This is a genomic window from Mucilaginibacter sp. A3364 (assembly GCF_059690715.1).
Genome location: NZ_JCAWED010000001.1, coordinates 395,960 through 415,284, shown reverse-complemented (window position 1 = coordinate 415,284; position 19,325 = coordinate 395,960). Strand labels below are relative to the sequence as shown.

The following is a 19,325-nucleotide window of genomic DNA, read 5'->3' as shown; positions in this document are numbered from 1 at the left end:
CGTCATGCAGATATGTTTCAGGTATTAAAATCCGTTTGCAGTCATCCAGCTTTTACACCAATCCAACCATTTGTAGGGGCTGGTTCTGTTGTTGATACCAAAGCCATGGCCACCCGCCTGATACAGGTGCATTTCGGTTTTCACACCGGTTTTAACCAGCGCGCTATACATCAGCACGGCGTTTTCTACAGGTACAACTTTATCGTCCTGCGCCATAATAATAAACGTAGGCGGCGTATCGGCAGTAACCTGTTTTTCGTTACTGTAAAGATCAACCATAGCCGGAGTAGGATTTTTGCCTAACAGGTTGTCTTTTGTTCCCTGATGGGCTTTATCGCCAAAAGTTACTACCGGGTACATTAATATCGCAAAATCAGGACGCAGACTGATGTTGCTTTTATTAGGGATGGTTACCTGTTTAAAATGAGTTTCAACCGTTGACGCCAAATGCCCACCTGCCGAAAAGCCTATAATACCAACTTTAGCCGGATTAATACCCCACTCGGCAGCGCGGGTACGTACTATCTGCAAAGCGGTTTGCGCATCCTGTAAGGGACCGATAGTTTTATCAACCATGATCAGATCTGTTGGCAAACGATATTTTAATATAAAAGCCGTAACGCCAATTTCATTAAATGCCTTGGCGATGTTAGTTCCTTCGTTAACTATAGCCAAACCACTGTAGCTGCCGCCCGGATATATAATTACTGCTGTGCCGGTAGCCTTCTCTTTGGGTGCCGGGTAAGGCAGCAGCATAGGCACGCTCACTTTTTTCGACCAGTCGGCAGTATTTTCCTCTACATAATTTGCAGGTGTTGGTTTGGAGTTGGGTATCCCGTCAGGATATAGCGGAAAAGCTTTGTCGTTAACAACCTGGGCCTCGCAAGCCAAAGTGCCGCATGCTAATAAGGCGGCAAATAGTATATTTTTTATCTTCATAACTTGATATTTGGTATTACTTTAACCATCCGTTGGCTTCCATCCAATCGCGGCACCAATCAAACCAATGCGCTTTGCTTTTACTATTAACAAGACCAAAGCCATGACCGCCGGCCTGGAACAGGTGTAACTCGGTTTTCACTTTATTTTTCACCAAAGCCTCGTATATCAATACCGAATTTTTATACGAAACACCACCATCATCGGTAGCGTGCATTAAGAAGCTTGGCGGGGTATCTTTGGATACTTGCAGCTCATTGCTATAAAGTTCAATTTTTTCTTGAGGCGCATCCTTACCCAACAAATTATTTTGCGAACCGCGATGCCCAAACTCACCAAAACTTATTACCGGGTAAGCCAGTATGGCAAAATCAGGCCGCACGTTAATTCCCTTTGTATCAATGGCCGGTTTATTGAAATGTGTAGCGGCGGTTGAGGCCAAATGCCCTCCGGCCGAAAAACCCAGGATACCTATCCTATCAGGCCTTATACCCCATGCCACCGCATTTTTGCGGACTATCATCAAAGCCGTTTGCGCATCCTGTAGCGGGCCAACACTTTTGTCCTTCATGATCTCATCACTCGGTAAGCGATACTTCAGTACAAACGCCGTAACGCCTATTTTATTAAACTCGCGGGCTACATCATAACCTTCGTGCCCTGCAGCCAGCAAAACGTAGCTACCACCCGGGCAAACAATCACGGCAGTACCGTTAGCTTTACCCTTTTCGGGATAAAACGGAATAAGTGCCGGTTGGCTAACTTTTGATATGCGGTTTTCGGGTGTGGTAGTTTCCACAAAATCTGCCGGGGTTGGTTTGGCATTGATAACACCGTCGGGATATAAAAGGATATTGGGCGCTGTGCCCTGCGCGTTTGAAGTAGATACCATGGCTAAAAACAGCACAGCTGTGCAAAAGAATTTCATTATAAAAGGTTTATACAATTATAAACCTTTTATAATATATCAGTCTCAATAAGTGCAAAACTTATAAAATAGTATAAGCGGTTTACTTCGATCCTCCAAATTCCATCAGATAAGCCTTTAGGAAATCATCCAGATCACCATCCAACACCGCGGCGGCGTTTGATGTTTCGTGATCTGTACGTAAATCCTTAACCAGTTTATAAGGGTGCAACACGTAGTTACGTATCTGCGATCCCCATTCTATTTTCTTTTTGTTACCTTCTATTTTGTTGGTGGCTTCCTGACGCTTGCGCATTTCAATTTCGTACAATTGCGATTTCAGTAAACGGATAGCGTTATCCTTATTCTGTAACTGTGAGCGCGATTCCTGGTTTTTGATGATAATGCCTGATGGTTTGTGGTATAAACGTACCGCGGTTTCCACCTTATTTACGTTCTGTCCGCCAGCGCCACCTGCCCGGAAAGTTTCAAACTCGATATCGCCCGGATTAACTTCAATCTCAATAGTATCGTCAACCAACGGATATACGTATACCGAAGCAAATGAAGTATGGCGCTTGGCGTTCGAATCAAACGGAGATATGCGCACCAGGCGGTGTACACCGTTTTCGCCTTTGAGATAGCCGTAGGCGAATTCACCTTCTAATTGAAGCGTCACGGTTTTAATACCTGCCGAATCACCTTCCTGGAAATCCTGCTCGGTTATTTTGTATCCGTTTTTTTCACCCCACATTAGGTACATACGCATCAGCATGCTGGCCCAGTCGCAGCTTTCGGTACCACCGGCGCCTGCGGTAATTTGCAGTACCGCGTTCAGCTGATCCTCTTCAGACGAAAGCATGTTTTTAAACTCCAGCTCTTCTATAGCTTTAACGGCTATATCAAACTGCTCCTGCATTTCGGCTTCGGTGGCATCGCCCCCTTTAAAAAAATCAAACATTACCCCGGTATCATCAATTATTGATGATACTTTTTGGTAGTGGTCTGTCCAAACTTTTTTTGTTTTGATGGAGGCCAGCACTTTTTCGGCCTCTTTAGGATGATCCCAAAAATGGGGACCAACAGTTATTTCCTGTTCTTGTTGTAACGCATCGAGTTTAGCATCGATGTCAAAGATGCCTCCTCAGGGAAACTATTCTATCCCTTAAATCCTGAACCTGTTCTTTAGTCATAAGGCAAATATAAACAACCTCTCTTTAAATCCCTCTCCAAAGCAAAGGGACTTAAAAACAAAAGGCTCGTTAGTAAAAACCAACGAGCCTTCATAGGTATAAAATATTGTTAAGCTACCGCCAGATCATCAAGCAGTGTAGCCATATTGGTTAAACCGTTAGTAAGGTTTGACAGCATTTTACCCAGATCAAAATCGTTGCTTTGCGCATCTTCAGATTTTTTGATCATTTGTTGCATAACCTTTGGGATAAGCTGGTTAGCCACCTCGTTTGCCGCCACAGGCTCCATGTTGTAGTAGTTATTAAGTTTGTTGGCAAACTTATTAACTATGCGTGCTGTTAACGGATCCTGGTAAATGCCCGGAAATTGAAAATACTTTACCATATCCCTCAACTTACCGCTCTCAACCTGGCCCTTAAATACCTCGATAATAGAGCTTGACGCATCATTAATAATGGCATCATGAAATTGTGCAGGAATTGCGGGGTTGTCAATAACAGCCGTCCCGGCGTTATTTTTAACAAGCATAAAAAGTTTTTCAAACATAATACAGGTAAATTAAAGTCCGGTTAATAAAATGATGACAAACAAGTAAATTATTTATCAATAGCACAAATATAACTTACAAAAAATTAAAATATCTAAACAGATATTACCAATTGTTGATATTATTACAATACAATGATTATGAAACAAGTATTAAAATAGCTTTGTTGGTATTACTGCCTATCGGTTGCATTAAAAAAAATAGACCTAACTGGTAGAGCTTAATTTTAAATTCTATTTTTGATAAAAAAACTTACAACTATGCTGCCAAATATTGATTTCACTACCACCCAATCTTATAAATATTTAGCCGACCATTACATTGACGTAGTAGCAGAAAGCCTGAAAGGCCTTTTTGATGCCGACAAAGATCGTTTTGCTAAATTCTCGGTTCAGTTTGAAGATATACTGCTTGATTATTCCAAAAACCGGGTAACCGACCAAACTATAGCTTTATTGCTACAGTTGGCTAAAGAGTGTAGGGTAAATGAGGCGATAGAGGCCATGTACAGCGGCGATGTAATTAATGCTACCGAAGGACGCCCGGTGTTACACATTGCTTTGCGTAATCGCAGCAATACGCCAATTTTGGTTGAAGGTAAAGATGTAATGCCTGATGTGAATAAGGTATTACAACACATGAAAGAATTTAGCGAAGCCATTATTTCGGGCTCGTGGAAAGGCTACACCGGCAAGGCTATAACCGATGTGGTTAATATTGGCATCGGTGGATCGGACTTAGGCCCGGTGATGGTTACCGAGGCTTTAAAATCATATAAAAATCACCTTAACCTGCACTTTGTATCAAATGTTGACGGCACGCATATTGCCGAAACTTTGAAAGGCCTTAATGCAGAAACTACCCTATTCCTGATCGCATCAAAAACCTTTACCACCCAGGAAACCATGGCCAATGCCCACAGCGCACGCGACTGGTTTATTAAAAGTGGGGGGAAGGATGGCGATGTTGCTAAACACTTCGCCGCGCTATCAACCAATGCTGATGGCGTGTCAAAATTTGGTATCGACACTAAAAACATGTTTGAGTTTTGGGATTGGGTTGGCGGTCGTTATTCATTATGGAGCGCTATCGGACTTTCAATAGCTTTGAGCGTAGGTTATGATAATTTTGAAGAGTTGCTAGCAGGCGCTCATGCGATGGACAACCACTTTAAAACAGCTGCACCGGAGCAAAACCTGCCGACAATACTGGCCTTGTTAGGCGTTTGGTACAACAACTTCTTCGAAGCCGAAACACAAGCTATATTGCCATACGATCAATACATGCACCGATTTGCAGCCTACTTCCAGCAGGGCGATATGGAAAGTAACGGTAAATATGTTGATCGCAATGGTAAGCCTGTTGACTACTCTACCGGCCCGATAATCTGGGGCGAACCGGGAACTAACGGTCAGCATGCATTCTATCAATTGATTCACCAGGGCACTAAATTGATCCCTTGCGATTTCATCGCACCGGCGCAATCACACAACCCGCTGGGTGAGCACCATAACATGTTACTTTCAAACTTCTTTGCCCAAACCGAAGCGCTGATGAACGGCAAAGGCCGCGATGAGGTAGTTGCTGAATTGGAGAAAGCCGGTAAATCAAAAGAAGAGATCGAGGTATTAGCACCATTCAAGGAGTTTGAAGGCAATCGCCCAACTAATTCTATATTGGTTAAAAAAGTAACACCACGTACATTAGGATCATTGATCGCTATGTATGAGCACAAAATATTTGTACAAGGCATCATCTGGAATATTTACAGCTTTGACCAATGGGGCGTTGAGCTGGGAAAACAACTGGCCGGCAAGATCCTGCCTGAATTGAAAAACAACGACGAGATCAGCTCGCATGATTCATCAACTAATGGTTTGATCAATCAATATAAAGCCTGGAGGTAAGCCAGCCCTTTAAAGCATAAGCAACAAAAAAGCGTTAAGGATTTCCTTAACGCTTTTTTTATAATTAAACCGCCTATTCTGTTGGCTTCTCACCAGTTTTGCTCGCCTGCTCAAACGGGTTTCCCTGTGCAAAGGGATTCGGCTGTTGCGCATAAGGATTGTAATCATCATCCTCTTCAAAAGGATTTTTAGGATTAGGGCCGTATTGGTTGCTACGTTGTCCCTCGGCGAATATTAGCCAAAAAAAGTAAAATGGGATTATTTGCCACCAACCATTGTTACCAAGATCATGACAACGTTTTGCACCCTGTGCCCACAGAAACCATAACAATGGAATATATCCTAGCCAATAAATTGAAGGTTCATCAAAGGCAGGCCCCATCGCCCTGATAACGAAATAAACAACGATGTAAATAATAAAACTAATACCATACTCAGTGCGTCTGATACGGCCATCAAAAGAAAAAGGATTTTTAAACATAGTAATTAGGTTTTGGATTATCTAAAACTAGCGATTACCTTTTTATAAACCTATAATTTATCCTATTTCTTCGAAAATGTTACCTGGTACACATGCGGCCATTTTTTACCGGTTATAAACAGGCGCTTGCCCTTGGCATCCCAGGCAATGCCGTTTAGTACGTTTTGGTCGTTGTCAAAACCTGCGGGGCGTTGGCTCATCGGCCATATATCGGCCAGGTTTACGCGTTGTTCTACGGCGCCGGTTTTAGGGTTTACGATAATGATATCGTCTTTGGTGTAGATGTTAGCGTATAGTTTGCCGTTGATGTATTCCAATTCGTTAACAGCGTTTACAGGTCCGTTTTCATCGTATACATCGATAAAGCCTGTTTGACGATAATCGTTCTTATCCAGGAACCAGATGCGGTTGGTGCTATCATCCAGGTAAAGCTTGCTGCCATCATTAGTCATGCCCCAGCCTTCAACGCCTACGTTGTTAGGGAAGGTTTTGATGATTTTGAACGTATTCTTGTCAATTACAAATCCGGTCTTTTCCTGGTAGGTCATCATCACTATCTTATCGCCCACTATGGCAAAACCTTCGCCGAAGTATTGAGCATCCAGTTTGGCACTTTGTACAACCTTGCCTGTGGCGAGGTCAACCTTACGCATTTCTGAATGGCCTTTGTTGCCCGTACTTTCCCATAAGTAGCCGTCCTGGTATACCAAACCTTCGGTATAGGCGCTCGTGTCATGTGGGAATACTTTCTCTACCTTATAACTTAATTCTTCCGGCGCTTTTGGGGCGGTAAGTACTATGTTAGTAGATATATCGGTATTTACGCCCTGGCGGTACAACTTAGCAGTAATAACCCGCGGACCTAATGACAAGGTGTCCGTTTTCAAACTCACGCCCGTCGAATCTGTTTTTACAGCAAAGCGGATAGAATCCACCAAATAAACTACACTATCCGGTTTAGCATCAGCGGGATAGTTAACTTTAACTGCAACCGCATCGCCCGATTTATAACTGGTGCCTGAATCCGGAGTGATGGTTACATCAACCGCTGTGGGTTTATCTTTACAACTGTAGGTAAAAGTAGCTATGGCAGCTATAAGCAGTAGGGTTTTGGTTTTCATGTGTTATGCCGAGGGCCAAAAAGCATCCTCAATATGATTTAATCTATAACTCGTTTCGTTGGTAAATAGTATAGCGATGATGTCAAACCGCACTTCGCCCTGGTGATCCATCAGGTACAAGTACTCATCGGCAGCATCAGCCATTAGCTTTTGCTTGCGCGAATCAACAAAATCTTCGGGCTCGCCGAAGCCGGTTCCGCTACGCGTTTTCACTTCGGTAAATATAATAACCTTGTCTTTATATGCAATGAGGTCTATTTCGGCTTTCCCGAAGGTCCAGTTCTCGTCCATGATCTCATAACCGGCGGCTTCCAGGTGTGCCTTAGCTAAACTTTCGCCCTTGCGACCAAGTTCCAGGTGCAGCGCCATTATTTGATGATTACAGAACCCAGGTAATCTGAAATGGTTTTCTCAACCTTCTTCATGCGCATGTACTGGTTGAGCAGGATTTCCTGGTCGTCGGCACTTTCGGTGGTTTGTAGTTCTTTGCGCAGGTTCTCCAGCATTTGGCCCACCTTGTGTTTTTTAAGGTGGAATATGGCGCCCAGTATCGTGGCTTTCATATTAACCTGTTCATCGGGCACCAATATACTATGCATCTCGTACCAGTTATCGCTAAGCGAATATTTGGTAGCCAACGACGTAACCGCGAGATCGACTATTTGCTTATCCGGGTGGTGGATAAAATGTTGATCTTCGGGCAATACACCGTTCTCAACCTCTTTGCTATACAGTTGCACAAAGGTTTTGCAAACGTCGCTTTCAAACTCAACGTCGCCTAGTTCGGCTATCATGAACGGGCCAATGTAGGTATTGGCTATGCCGTCCCAATCTATCATGCGGTTGCCATACAATAGCAAGAGTCTAACTATCTCGCGCTCCTGCGTGTACTCTTCGCGGTGATTAAGCTCTTCAGGTTCGGGAACCGGCTCTTCCATAAGCTCGGCATTACGGTACGGCTGCTGCTGCTGGCCATCCTTTTTGGCCTTGGCCTGGCGCATTTTGTTTAGCTCAGATAGCAACGCACGCTCATCTATCTGCAGTATGCTGCTGCACTCTTTGATGAACACCGAAGCTTTGATAGAATCGGGTATTTTGGCAATGCTCTCTACAATATCACGTATAACCTCGGCTTTTTTGATCGGGTCGTTACCGGCTTCTTTGAGCAACAGGTTGGCTTTGTATAGGATGAAGTCCTGCTTGTTATTATTGATATGTGTTTTGAAGGCTGATGTACCTACCTTACGCACATACGAGTCCGGGTCATCTCCATCGGGGAAGGACACCATTTTAACGTTGAGGCCCTCCTCCAATATCATATCCAATCCGCGCAGCGATGCCTTGATACCTGCTGCGTCGCCATCGTACAGTATGGTAATATTTTTGGTAAGGCGACCTATCAACCTGATCTGCTCGGTAGTTAACGAGGTACCTGATGAGGCCACCACGTTCTCTATCCCGGCCTGGTGCACCGATAGCACATCGGCATAACCTTCTACCAGGTAACAATTATCCTCATCACGTATTGCTTTTTTGGCGAAGTAAAGGCCGTACAATACGTTTGATTTATGATAGATCTCCGACTCGGGCGAATTAACGTATTTAGGTACGTTCTTGTCCGTTTTAAGGGTACGGCCACCAAAGGCTATTACCCTACCCGTGAAGCTATGTATCGGGAACATCACGCGGCCGCGATACCTGTCATACAGGTTACCATTATCACGTTTTACTGACAAGCCGCTGTCTACCAAATACTCGGCCTGGTAGCCTTGTTTGATGGCCTCGCCGGTAAAGGCCTCCCATTGATCGGGCGAGTAGCCCAGTTCAAACTTTTTGATGGTATCGGCACTAAAGCCACGTTCTTTGAAATAACTTAAGCCAATAGCTTTGCCTTCGTCGGTATCCAGCAAGCTTTCGTGGAAGAACTTAGCGGCAAAGCCGGTTACGATCATCAGGCTCTCGCGGCGGTTCTCCGCTTCGCGATCCTCGGGCGCATCAACCGTTTCCTCTACCTCTATGCTGTACTTCTTGGCCAGCCATTTAAGCGCTTCCGGGTAGGTGAACTTCTCCAACTCCATCAGGAAGGTAACGGCGCTGCCGCCCTTGCCTGTAGAGAAATCTTTGAAGATGCCTTTAGCAGGCGAAACCGTGAACGAGGGCGTACGCTCGTTAGCGAATGGCGAAAGGCCTACGAAGTTGGCACCACGCTTTTTTAACTGCACAAACTCACCAATAACCTCAACAATGTCGATGGCTTCCATTATACGGTCTACGGTGGATTTTAATATCATGCTTTAAAAATGCAAAGGTAGCGCAATTACTTTACGGCCTTCAATTTTTTGGAGGTTTAAGATACAAATTATTTACCCTTTGGTACTTAATTTTAAAATAGTGGGTGCGCCATTTTAAAAGTGGCGCAAGTGGCGCAGCTATTTTTTATAAATAATTAACTATCAATAAATTATGCAAAAAAGCGGCGCAAAGCGGCGCACCCTTGTAATTTTTTAAATACCTAAATATCAAGGCTTTATATTTTAACAATATAAAAACCTGTTCAAAGTGGCGCACCCTTTTTTGCCGGTGGCGCAGGTATACGCGGCTTTAAAAATGTAATGGCAATACCGGCCAGCACTACAGCGCTGCCTATTATTTCTTTCAGTAGCAAAGTTTCTTTCAATATCGCGGCAGCAAGCACACCTGCTACCACCGTTTGGCTTAGCAGGGCGATGGATACCCGGGTAGATTCCATATGACTGATGGCGTGGTTAAGCAATATCCAACCGGCCAATTGGCAAATAAGGCCCATCCCCGCAAAACACAACCAGGTATCGGTATTGTAATACATTAACTGTGTGCCGGTTGCCAAACTAATGCAAAATAGATAAACACATGCCGCCAGCATATTATAAAACATAAACGGGATAGTATCTATCCGTTTCAACACATCCTTAGTAACCAAAATATAAAGCGAATATAGCAAGCTGGCTACTACCGCATAAACCAGGCCCAGGCTTAGCTGCATGTGTAGCAAGTTTTGTAAACCTACCAAAACCACCATCCCCGCCAGGGCAACCGCGGTACCTATCCAAAATAATTTACCCGATTTTTTGCGCAAAATAAAATAGCTGATCAAGCCCACCCATACCGGCGCCAGGTTAGATAACAAGGTGGATACCGTGGCGTTGATGAGTTTAAGCGATAGATTCCAAACCGTAATATCGCTGGCAAAAATTACACCGCCCAGCAGGGCCAGCAGCAAATCTCTACGGGCTATTTTCAGGTTTTGCTTGTAAAGGCAATATGGTAGCAACAGTACCCAGGCAAATACGATGCGATACAACGAGCATACCACCGGCGGCGCATCGGCCAATTTGACGAAGATGGGCGAGAATGATATAAACAGAATGCCTATTACCAGGCTTAGTTTTGGGTGCATATACAAAAATACCTGTTTTGTGTAGCGATTAACATCTTTTAACGTTTCTACCAACAAATGCGGTTGCATTTGCTATCCTTTACCTGTAAATTTATTCTTACTAAAACCATATCCGCTATATGAGAAACACTTTAATCAAACCATTAACTTTTCTTTTAGGCCTGCTATCACTAGCATTCACCGCATGTCAAAAACCTTGTGGTTGTAAGCCTCCGCCAGAAACTTACAAGCATTTTTATGCCAGCATGACCAAGGGGTCGAGGTTAGATTGGCGAGAACTTGGGTTTAAGGACACGATTAGAAATGATTCATTAATTATTTGGGTTGATAAATCTAACTACAATTACACCACCAAATTAAAAATCGACTTAAAAAACAGTGTGAAAAACACGGATAATCGCGGCGATGAACGCGTGTTTGAAGCTTCATTTTACCAATTTGGACTTACACCGGGCAGTGTATCGGTATACCAGTTAGACAATAGCGCTAAAAATTTTGTAATAACCCGCACCCAGACGGGCGAAACAGAAGCTACCAAAGGCGAATGGCTTTTAGGTAGTTTTAATTTAACGTTTAAACTGGCAACGCCAACCGGCAACATCGCTATTGATACAACGCGCGTTTATTTTCCGGGTGCTTTTGGTGTTAAGTTAGCTAAGTAATTGTATTTTTGCGGCTCTAAATTTTACAACATGAGTCGTTTAAAGATCAAAGCATTATTACAAAGCACACAAACTGATATTGATGTAACTGTTAAAGGCTGGGTTCGCGCCTTTCGCCAAAATCGTTTCATAGCTTTAAATGATGGGTCGACCAATAATACCATTCAAATAGTTGTTGATTTTGAAAACACTGATCCTGCTTTATTAAAGCGTATTACCGTTGGCGCTGCCATCAGTGTAAGCGGTAAACTAATTGCATCGCAAGGCAAAGGCCAAACGGTGGAGGTTATTGCAGATGCAGTGGAGATATTGGGCGATAGCGACCCTGAAAAATATCCTATCCAGCCAAAAAAACACAGCCTGGAATTTCTAAGGGAGCACGCGCACCTGCGTTTCCGCACCAATACGTTTGGGGCCATTTTCCGCGTGCGTAACACCTTATCATTTGCGGTGCATAAATTCTTCCAGGAACAGGGTTTTGTGTACTTACACACGCCCATTATTACCGCCAGCGATGCTGAGGGTGCCGGTGAAACTTTCCACGTTACTAACTTCGACCTGGCAAATACACCACGTACCGAAAGCGGAGAGGTAGACTATAAGCAAGACTTTTTTGGTCGTGCCACTAACTTAACCGTTTCCGGTCAGTTGGAAGGTGAGTTGGGTGCCATGGCCTTGAGCGATATTTACACCTTCGGCCCTACTTTCCGTGCCGAAAACTCGAACACTACCCGTCACCTTGCCGAGTTTTGGATGATAGAGCCGGAAATGGCCTTCGCCGATATTACCGACAATATGGACACTGCCGAGGCTTTACTGAAATATGTAATTGCCTACGCGTTGGAGCAAAATGCAGAAGATATTGAGTTTTTAACGCAACGTTTACTGGAAGAAGAAAAACAAAAGCCCCAGAACGAACGCTCGGAAATGACGTTGATCGAGAAGCTGCAGTTTTGTTTGAACAACAATTTTGAGCGCCTTACTTATACCGAAGCTATCGAGATATTAAAAGAGTCGACCCCGAATAAAAAGAAAAAATTTCAGTACCTGGTTGAAGGCTGGGGTACCGATCTTCAATCAGAACATGAGCGTTATTTGGTAGAAAAACACTTTAAAAAACCGGTTATCCTGACTGACTATCCGAAGGACATCAAATCCTTCTATATGCGCCAAAACGAAGACGGCAAAACCGTTGCCGCTATGGATATATTATTCCCGGGTATTGGTGAGATCGTTGGCGGCAGCCAGCGTGAAGAGCGCCTGGATAAACTGGAACAACGCATGGACGACCTGGGCATACCTAAAGATGAATTGTGGTGGTACCTGGATACCCGCCGTTTTGGCTCGTGCCCGCACGCCGGTTTTGGTTTAGGTTTTGAGCGTTTGGTACTGTTTGTTACCGGTATGGGTAATATCAGGGATGTGATCCCTTTCCCAAGGTTTCCTAAGAACGCGGAATTTTAATTTTTAGATTTCGCTGATCTTTGAGTGATTACACTGATTTTGAATTGATCGGTGTAATCATCAAACAATCGGTGTAATCATCTTACTATGCCAACCATCGAAATACTCACCGAGATCAACGCCCCCATCAAACGATGTTTTGATCTGAGCCGTAGTATTGATCTGCATCTTATATCTACCAGGCATACGGGCGAGACTGCAATTGCCGGCAAAACAACAGGATTAATTGGCATGGGCGAGACGGTTACCTGGCAGGCCCGCCATTTCTTTATCCGGCAGAAACTTACCACCCGCATCACGCTTTACTATGAGCCGGTACTGTTTGTTGATGAAATGATAACCGGCGCTTTTAAAAGTTTTACGCACGAACATTATTTCATGGAAGTAAACGGCAAAACGCTAATGCGGGACGTGTTCATGTTTGAATCTCCGTTAGGTATTTTAGGCCGGATATTCAACCGGCTTTTGCTTACAAGCTACATGGCCAACCTTTTAAAACAACGTAATGAGATTGTTAAACAGGTGGCAGAGAGTGATAAGTGGCACGATTTCAAAACCATGTAGAGACACAATACTTTGTATGTTGGCACCTAACCTTGTCGTATAATCTATTTATAATCCTTCTGTAGTATCAAAAACCCGGCGCGCTCTTCTTTATGTAGCGGTACATCCCAGCTGCCCTGGTAGCTTATTTTGGCGGGTAACAGGTCGCCTTTAAATGGGATGAGTTCGATATTCATTTTAACATCAAAATCAAACAGCATGTTGCTGTATTTCATATCTACATAGCGGCCCAGTATTTTAAAGTCGCGCATGTCAAAAATGGTCGTCAGTTCGTTGATCATCACATCGCTATCGGCGGTACTGGGTTTACGGCTTACTTTAAAGCGGTAAACAGGGATAGAGTCCAGGTATTTGCCGCGTTCAAAACGGTATAAGTAGTATTGGCGCATCTCGGGTCCGAATATTTCGGTCTTGCTGCTCAGGAAAGGTATGCCCGAGATCTTTCTTCCCGGAGAAAATATGAGGGTTTTCAGTTTATCTTTATACGAACCATTCTTGCCGGGCGAGGGCAACGATGAACCTGTACCAAAATCAGAATTGTAGGCATTGTTAAAAATGTAATCAAACATTTCTACCGTATATAACTCATACTTGCCATTCTTTTTAAAAACAGCGCCGCTATCGCGCTTAGCCAGATACTCTGTTTTATGTTTACCGTTAAGCGAGGTGTAACGCAGTTTACGGTAAATGCGGCCATCAATTTTGTTCTTTTTATTGTAGGTATAGATGCGATTTTCGGCCGTGAAGGTGTGTTTCTTCATATCACGGAAAGCTTTATAAAAGCCCGTATCCGTCACTACGGCCTGTATAAAATCTTCAGCCGTTAAGCGGTGCGATTTAATGTTGATAGCCGAATCGATAACAATGGTCAGCACCGTGTCCGGATTAAAGCGCTGCTGGGCAAAGCTCCAATTCGCTGCCGCGAGAAATAGAAAAAGGAAAATACTTTTCTTCATCATATTTTGTCTATGGTCCATGGACCATAGACCATGGTCTTTAAATCAATTCCCCAATTGTTTAACAGCCAGGTAAGCCATTAAACCAACGCTGGTTTCTAAAGCGGTTTCTTCAATGTCAAATGTAGGTGTGTGTACCGATGAGGTAATACCACGGGCCTCATTACGGGTACCTAAACGATAAAAGCACGAATCGGCCACTTGCGAGTAGTAGGCGAAATCTTCCGCAGCCATCCAAATATCTAGCTCCTCTACGTTTTCTTTGCCCAAGTATTCTTCGGCGTAAGCGCGGGATGAATCAGTCAGGACCGGCTCGTTGATCAGGAAAGGATAACCTTTAACGATGTTGAATTCGCAGCTTCCGCCCATGCTTTCAGCAATGCCTTCGGCCATTTTTTTGATCTTGATGTGGGCTTCGGCACGCCATTGTTCATCCATAGCGCGGAAGGTACCTTCCAGGTAAACCTCGTTAGGGATAACATTGGTAGCACCGTTGGCAATTACTTTACCAAATGATAGCACGCACGGGCTTTTAGGATCGGAAAAACGGCTAACCACCTGTTGCAAGGCGGTTAATATATGCGCGGTGATAATCACCGGATCGACATTTTGTTGCGGCTGTGCGCCATGCCCGCCTTTACCGCGCACGTAAACATACAACTCATCCGTAGATGCCATGTATTTGCCTGAGCGGAAACCCACCTTACCGGCATCAATCAAAGGCATTACGTGCTGACCAATAACGGCAGATGGTTTCGGATTTTCCAACACACCCTCTTTGATCATAAGGCTCGCACCACCGGGAAGTTTCTCTTCTGCCGGTTGAAATATCAGTTTTACAGTTCCGCCAAATTCACTTTTCAGATTGGTTAATATCCTGGCTACACCTAGCAGTGATGAAGTATGCACATCGTGTCCGCAAGCGTGCATTACACCTTCATTCTGCGATTTGTAGGGTACATCGTTAGCTTCCAGTATAGGCAACGCGTCCATGTCGGCGCGCAGGGCAATTACTTTGTCTGATGGTTTTTCACCTTTTATTAATGCCACAACACCGTTATCAGCCATACGCACATGGTCAAGCCCTAAAGCATCCAATTGTTTTTCGATGAAAGCCGACGTTTCCGTTTCATGAAAAGAAAGCTCGGGATGGCTGTGCAAATGGCGACGGGTGGTCACTACATCGTTAAATATATCTTTAGCTAATTGCTGTATCTGCTGTTTAATCATTTGCTACTTCTGTTTTAGGCGGATTGATCTTTGTTGATATAATAAAAAGGCTGCTAAACTTTCCCCGCAACTCCTGTAGCAGCTTTTCGGCCTCCAGTCGTGTACGCAAATCGCCGGCATGTACTTTAAAATTGGGTTCGGTATAACTAATGTAGGTACGCATTTCGGGGTGTAAACGGTGCAAACGTTCCTGCGCATCATAAGCATCTCTACGCGTAGAACCATTATAGATCTGCACCCGATAACCGTATGACGAGTATCCGCTACCGCCACTTTTCGCACCAGCTACTTTTATGGTAGCACGCCGTGCCATTAAGGTATCTATCCGCGGGTCTTTATTTACTTTAACAAAGCCCCTTTCCTGCGCCAACGTTAATGACGGGATAAAAATAATGATAAAAAAAAGGCACCTGCCTATATTGCTCAATAATGCTTTATAAACAGGTGCTTTTGTCATAGTAAATTAATTCTTTGAACCTTGGTTGAAGGATTATAAGATTGCCATGACAAAGGTAAATCAAGCTAATCCTTAAATCCTAAAAATCATGGTTACGCCTGGCCTATGCCGTGGCAGCTTTTGTATTTTTTTCCGCTACCGCAAGGGCAAGGGTCATTTCTTCCTATTTTTTGCTCAACGCGTACAGGAGTTGCCTTTTGAATTTCACGAAGCTCTTCGGGCAAAGCACCGCTGCCATCACCTACCACGTCTGACTTTGACGCACGCAGGTTGCGCATATCGGTCTTAGGCTGTGGCCTTGCTTCCTGCATTTGCTCAGGCTCCTGCTGTTGTGCTATACCACCGCGGAACAAGAAACTTACCATCTCTTTATTCACAGTAGCCAGCATCTGGCGGAACAATTCAAACGCTTCAAACTTGTAAACCAATAACGGGTCCTTCTGCTCGTAAACAGCGTTTTGTACCGATTGCTTCAACTCATCCATTTCGCGCAGGTGCTCTTTCCAGGCGTCGTCTATCAGGTACAGGGTAACGTTTTTCTCGAACGATTTTACCACTTCCATACCGTTATTTTCAACAGCCTTTTTCAACGGAACGGCTATCTGCATACCATGCACACCATCGGTAAACGGAACAACGATATTCTCGATGTATTCGCCACGGGTATCAAAAACATCTTTCAACACCGGGAATGCCTGCGCCGCGATAGCTTCTGATTTACGTTTGTAAAAATCAGTAACGATGGCAAATACCTGGTCAACCAATTTGCTGGCTGAAGTATCCGAGAACTGCTCGGCAGTCATTTCAATATCAACCGAGAATAAACGGATAACCTCTAAACGGAAACCTTCAAAGTTGTTGCCGTCTTTGTATTCGGTTACCACGTCTTCAACCACGTCAAAAACAGTGTTGTTCAAATCCACATCTAAACGATCGCCAAACAGAGCGTTCTTACGTTTGGTGTAGATCACGGTACGCTGCGAGTTCATCACGTCGTCATACTCCAGCAAACGCTTACGCATGCCAAAGTTGTTCTCTTCTACCTTCTTCTGCGCACGCTCTATCGAGTTTGATATCATCGAGTGCTGAATTACTTCGCCCTCTTCGATACCCATACGCACCATCAGGTTTGATATACGCTCCGATCCGAATAAACGCATCAGGTTATCCTCTAACGATACGAAGAACTGTGACGAACCCGGGTCACCCTGGCGACCGGAACGACCGCGTAACTGCCTGTCAACACGACGAGACTCATGACGCTCGGTACCAATGATGGCTAAACCACCGGCGTCTTTAACACCAGGGCCTAATTTAATATCCGTACCACGACCGGCCATATTGGTAGCAATGGTAACCGTGCCTGATTTACCCGCTTCGGCTACGATATCAGCCTCTTTCTGGTGCATTTTGGCGTTCAGTACGTTGTGTTTAATACCGCGCAATTTCAGCATACGGCTCAATAACTCTGATATCTCAACCGAAGTTGTACCCACCAATACCGGGCGGCCTTCGGTAGTAAGTTTTACGATCTCGTCTGCAACGGCATTATACTTTTCACGGATGGTACGGTAAACCAGGTCTTGTTTATCGGCACGGCTGGTTGGCGTGTTGGTTGGTATCTCAACCACGTCCAGTTTGTATATCTGCCAAAACTCACCTGCTTCGGTAACAGCAGTACCCGTCATACCACAAAGCTTGTGGTACATCCTGAAGTAGTTTTGCAGCGTAATAGTCGCGAAGGTTTGCGTAGCGTCCTCAACTTTCACGTTCTCTTTAGCCTCAATGGCCTGGTGCAAACCGTCAGAATAACGACGGCCATCCAGCACACGGCCGGTTTGCTCGTCAACTATCTTTACCTTGCCTTCGTCAATGATGTACTCGGTATCTTTTTCAAATAAGGTATAAGCTTTTAACAGCTGATTAACCGAGTGAATACGCTCGGATTTAATTGAGAAATCGCGCATCAATTCATCTTTGCGGGCAATTTTCTCTTCGGCAGGCAGATCAGCTTTTTCAATTTCAGCAATCTCGGTACCTACGTCAGGCATCACGAAGAAATTTGCATCCTCGCCCGACGCGGTGATCAGTTCGATACCTTTTTCGGCCAATTCAACCTGGTTATTTTTTTCGTCAATAACAAAATAGAGCTCGGCATCAGCTTTCGGCATTTCTTTGTTATTGTCCTGTATATAGTAGTTTTCCGTTTTTTGCAGGATTTGCCTGTTGGCACCTTCGCTCAAAAACTTAATTAAGGCTTTGCTTTTTGGTAGGGCACGGTGAGCGCGCAATAAGGCCAAACCACCTTCGTCAATACCGGTTTTGCCTTCGGCGATAGATTTTTTGGCTTCGTTTAAAACACCGTTAACGTAAGCTTTTTGGGCGTTAACCAAACGCTCAATGCGTGGCTTCAACTCATAAAACTCGTGTTCATCACCACGAGGTATCGGGCCTGATATGATCAGTGGTGTACGGGCATCGTCAACCAAAACCGAGTCAACCTCATCCACCATGGCAAAATGTAACTTGCGTTGCACCAATTCTTCAGGGCTACGTGTCATATTGTCACGCAGGTAGTCAAAACCAAACTCGTTGTTGGTACCAAAAGTAATATCGGCAAGATAAGCAGCTCTACGTGCATCGCCGTTAGGCTCATGTTTATCAATACAATCAACAGATAAACCGTGGAACTCATACAAAGGGCCCATCCACTCAGAGTCACGACGTGCCAGGTAGTCATTCACCGTTACAATATGCACCCCTTGACCGGCAAGCGCGTTTAAATACGCAGGCAGCGTGGCTACCAGCGTTTTACCTTCACCTGTAGCCATCTCAGATATTTTACCCTGGTGCAATACGGTACCGCCAATCAGCTGTACATCGTAATGAACCATGTTCCAGGTAACTTCATTACCGGCAGCGATCCAGGTGCTGCTGTGAAATGCTTTGTCGCCTTTTATAACAACGTTTGATTTTTTGGCAGCAAGCTCGCGGTCAAAATCAGTAGCGGTAACTTCAATACCAGGGCTACCAGCCCATCTGCGGGCGGTTTCTTTAACCACGGCAAAAGCCTGCGGCAATATATCCATCAGGATAACCTCAAGCTCTTTGTTGCGATCTTTCTCCAGCTTATCCAGCTTGGTATACAGGTCAACCTTTTCGCTTACGTCAAGATCGGCATCTTCTGTTTGTTCTTTAAGATCTTTTATTTCAGCATCAATTTTGGCCAGGCCTTCTTTGATAGTTTCTTTAAATTGTATGGTTTTGGCTCTAAGCTCGTCGTGGCTTAACTGATCCAGTTTAGCATACTCTGCCTTAATTTTTTCAACTATAGGCATTATAGCTTTTACGTCTCGTTCTGATTTGCTTCCGAAAAGCTTACTGATGAAATTTAACATATTTAGTTTTATATGAATTGCAGCAACTCAATAATTAAGCCACTGTAATTTTAAAGTCATTA

17 protein-coding genes are annotated in these 19,325 nt (G+C 44.3%); 4 read left to right on the top strand and 13 right to left on the bottom strand.

Annotation, left to right across the window (positions count from 1 at the left end):
- Positions 1 to 24 precede the first annotated feature (24 nt).
- From AC59JT_RS01735 to AC59JT_RS01720, 4 genes are all read right to left on the bottom strand, one after another.
- On the bottom strand, positions 25 to 939 hold the full coding sequence (locus AC59JT_RS01735; protein WP_497395511.1) for an alpha/beta hydrolase: 915 nt from the start codon (positions 937 to 939) through the stop codon (positions 25 to 27).
- 16 nt (positions 940 to 955) lie between these two features.
- Positions 956 to 1,867: an alpha/beta hydrolase gene (locus AC59JT_RS01730; RefSeq protein WP_497395509.1), complete on the bottom strand. Its 912-nt coding sequence runs from the start codon at positions 1,865 to 1,867 to the stop codon at positions 956 to 958.
- 82 nt (positions 1,868 to 1,949) lie between these two features.
- Positions 1,950 to 3,039 (bottom strand): peptide chain release factor 2 gene (prfB, locus tag AC59JT_RS01725; RefSeq protein ID WP_497395507.1). Its coding sequence is split into 2 segments (ribosomal slippage): positions 1,950 to 2,978 and positions 2,980 to 3,039, totalling 1,089 coding nucleotides; the frame shifts between segments, so codons are not numbered across the junction.
- A 109-nt stretch (positions 3,040 to 3,148) separates the two neighbouring features.
- The gene (locus AC59JT_RS01720) at positions 3,149 to 3,586 is read right to left on the bottom strand and encodes a hypothetical protein (protein ID WP_497395505.1); all 438 of its coding nucleotides are present in this window, start codon (positions 3,584 to 3,586) and stop codon (positions 3,149 to 3,151) included.
- A gap of 261 nt (positions 3,587 to 3,847) precedes the next feature.
- On the opposite strand from AC59JT_RS01720, the gene pgi reads away from it, so the two are divergent.
- Positions 3,848 to 5,494 carry a glucose-6-phosphate isomerase gene (pgi, locus tag AC59JT_RS01715; protein ID WP_497395503.1) on the top strand — a complete coding sequence of 549 codons (1,647 nt, stop codon included), beginning with the start codon at positions 3,848 to 3,850 and terminating at the stop codon, positions 5,492 to 5,494.
- Between the two features lie 73 nt (positions 5,495 to 5,567).
- Here the strand turns inward: pgi and AC59JT_RS01710 are convergent, their stop codons facing one another.
- The 5 genes from AC59JT_RS01710 to AC59JT_RS01690 all read right to left on the bottom strand — a co-directional run bounded on the left by AC59JT_RS01710 (position 5,568) and on the right by AC59JT_RS01690 (position 10,601).
- On the bottom strand, positions 5,568 to 5,975 hold the full coding sequence (locus AC59JT_RS01710) for a DUF805 domain-containing protein (protein ID WP_497395501.1): 408 nt from the start codon (positions 5,973 to 5,975) through the stop codon (positions 5,568 to 5,570).
- A gap of 62 nt (positions 5,976 to 6,037) precedes the next feature.
- On the bottom strand, positions 6,038 to 7,096 hold the full coding sequence (locus AC59JT_RS01705) for a glutaminyl-peptide cyclotransferase (RefSeq protein ID WP_497395499.1): 1,059 nt from the start codon (positions 7,094 to 7,096) through the stop codon (positions 6,038 to 6,040).
- A 3-nt stretch (positions 7,097 to 7,099) separates the two neighbouring features.
- Entirely contained in the window at positions 7,100 to 7,465 is a 366-nt protein-coding gene (locus AC59JT_RS01700; RefSeq protein WP_497395497.1) for a YraN family protein, read from the bottom strand.
- Entirely contained in the window at positions 7,465 to 9,387 is a 1,923-nt protein-coding gene (gene dnaG, locus AC59JT_RS01695) for a DNA primase (RefSeq protein ID WP_497395495.1), read from the bottom strand. Before dnaG ends, AC59JT_RS01700 begins: the two co-directional genes overlap by 1 nt.
- 263 nt (positions 9,388 to 9,650) lie before the next feature.
- Positions 9,651 to 10,601, bottom strand: coding sequence for a DMT family transporter (locus tag AC59JT_RS01690; RefSeq protein WP_497395493.1), 951 nt, complete (start codon positions 10,599 to 10,601; stop codon positions 9,651 to 9,653).
- A gap of 50 nt (positions 10,602 to 10,651) precedes the next feature.
- Here AC59JT_RS01690 and AC59JT_RS01685 point away from each other — a divergent pair, with 50 nt between their 5' ends.
- The 3 genes from AC59JT_RS01685 to AC59JT_RS01675 all read left to right on the top strand — a co-directional run bounded on the left by AC59JT_RS01685 (position 10,652) and on the right by AC59JT_RS01675 (position 13,222).
- Positions 10,652 to 11,194, top strand: a complete 543-nt coding sequence (locus tag AC59JT_RS01685) for a hypothetical protein (protein ID WP_497395491.1) — start codon at positions 10,652 to 10,654, stop codon at positions 11,192 to 11,194.
- 30 nt (positions 11,195 to 11,224) lie between these two features.
- A complete protein-coding gene (asnS, locus tag AC59JT_RS01680; RefSeq protein ID WP_497395489.1) occupies positions 11,225 to 12,658 on the top strand; it encodes an asparagine--tRNA ligase in 1,434 nt (477 codons plus the stop codon).
- Positions 12,659 to 12,745: 87 nt separating this feature from the next.
- On the top strand, positions 12,746 to 13,222 hold the full coding sequence (locus AC59JT_RS01675) for an SRPBCC family protein (RefSeq protein ID WP_497395487.1): 477 nt from the start codon (positions 12,746 to 12,748) through the stop codon (positions 13,220 to 13,222).
- 44 nt (positions 13,223 to 13,266) lie between these two features.
- Here AC59JT_RS01675 and AC59JT_RS01670 read toward each other — a convergent pair whose 3' ends face one another.
- From AC59JT_RS01670 to secA, 4 genes are all read right to left on the bottom strand, one after another.
- The gene (locus tag AC59JT_RS01670) at positions 13,267 to 14,178 is read right to left on the bottom strand and encodes a hypothetical protein (RefSeq protein WP_497395485.1); all 912 of its coding nucleotides are present in this window, start codon (positions 14,176 to 14,178) and stop codon (positions 13,267 to 13,269) included.
- 45 nt (positions 14,179 to 14,223) lie between these two features.
- On the bottom strand, positions 14,224 to 15,408 hold the full coding sequence (locus AC59JT_RS01665) for a M20 metallopeptidase family protein (protein WP_497395483.1): 1,185 nt from the start codon (positions 15,406 to 15,408) through the stop codon (positions 14,224 to 14,226).
- Entirely contained in the window at positions 15,401 to 15,865 is a 465-nt protein-coding gene (locus tag AC59JT_RS01660) for an SPOR domain-containing protein (protein WP_497395481.1), read from the bottom strand. The genes AC59JT_RS01665 and AC59JT_RS01660 overlap by 8 nt, the downstream gene beginning before the upstream one ends.
- Positions 15,866 to 15,957: 92 nt before the next feature.
- Positions 15,958 to 19,263 carry a preprotein translocase subunit SecA gene (gene secA, locus AC59JT_RS01655; protein ID WP_497395479.1) on the bottom strand — a complete coding sequence of 1,102 codons (3,306 nt, stop codon included), beginning with the start codon at positions 19,261 to 19,263 and terminating at the stop codon, positions 15,958 to 15,960.
- Between the last annotated feature and the right edge of the window lie 62 nt (positions 19,264 to 19,325).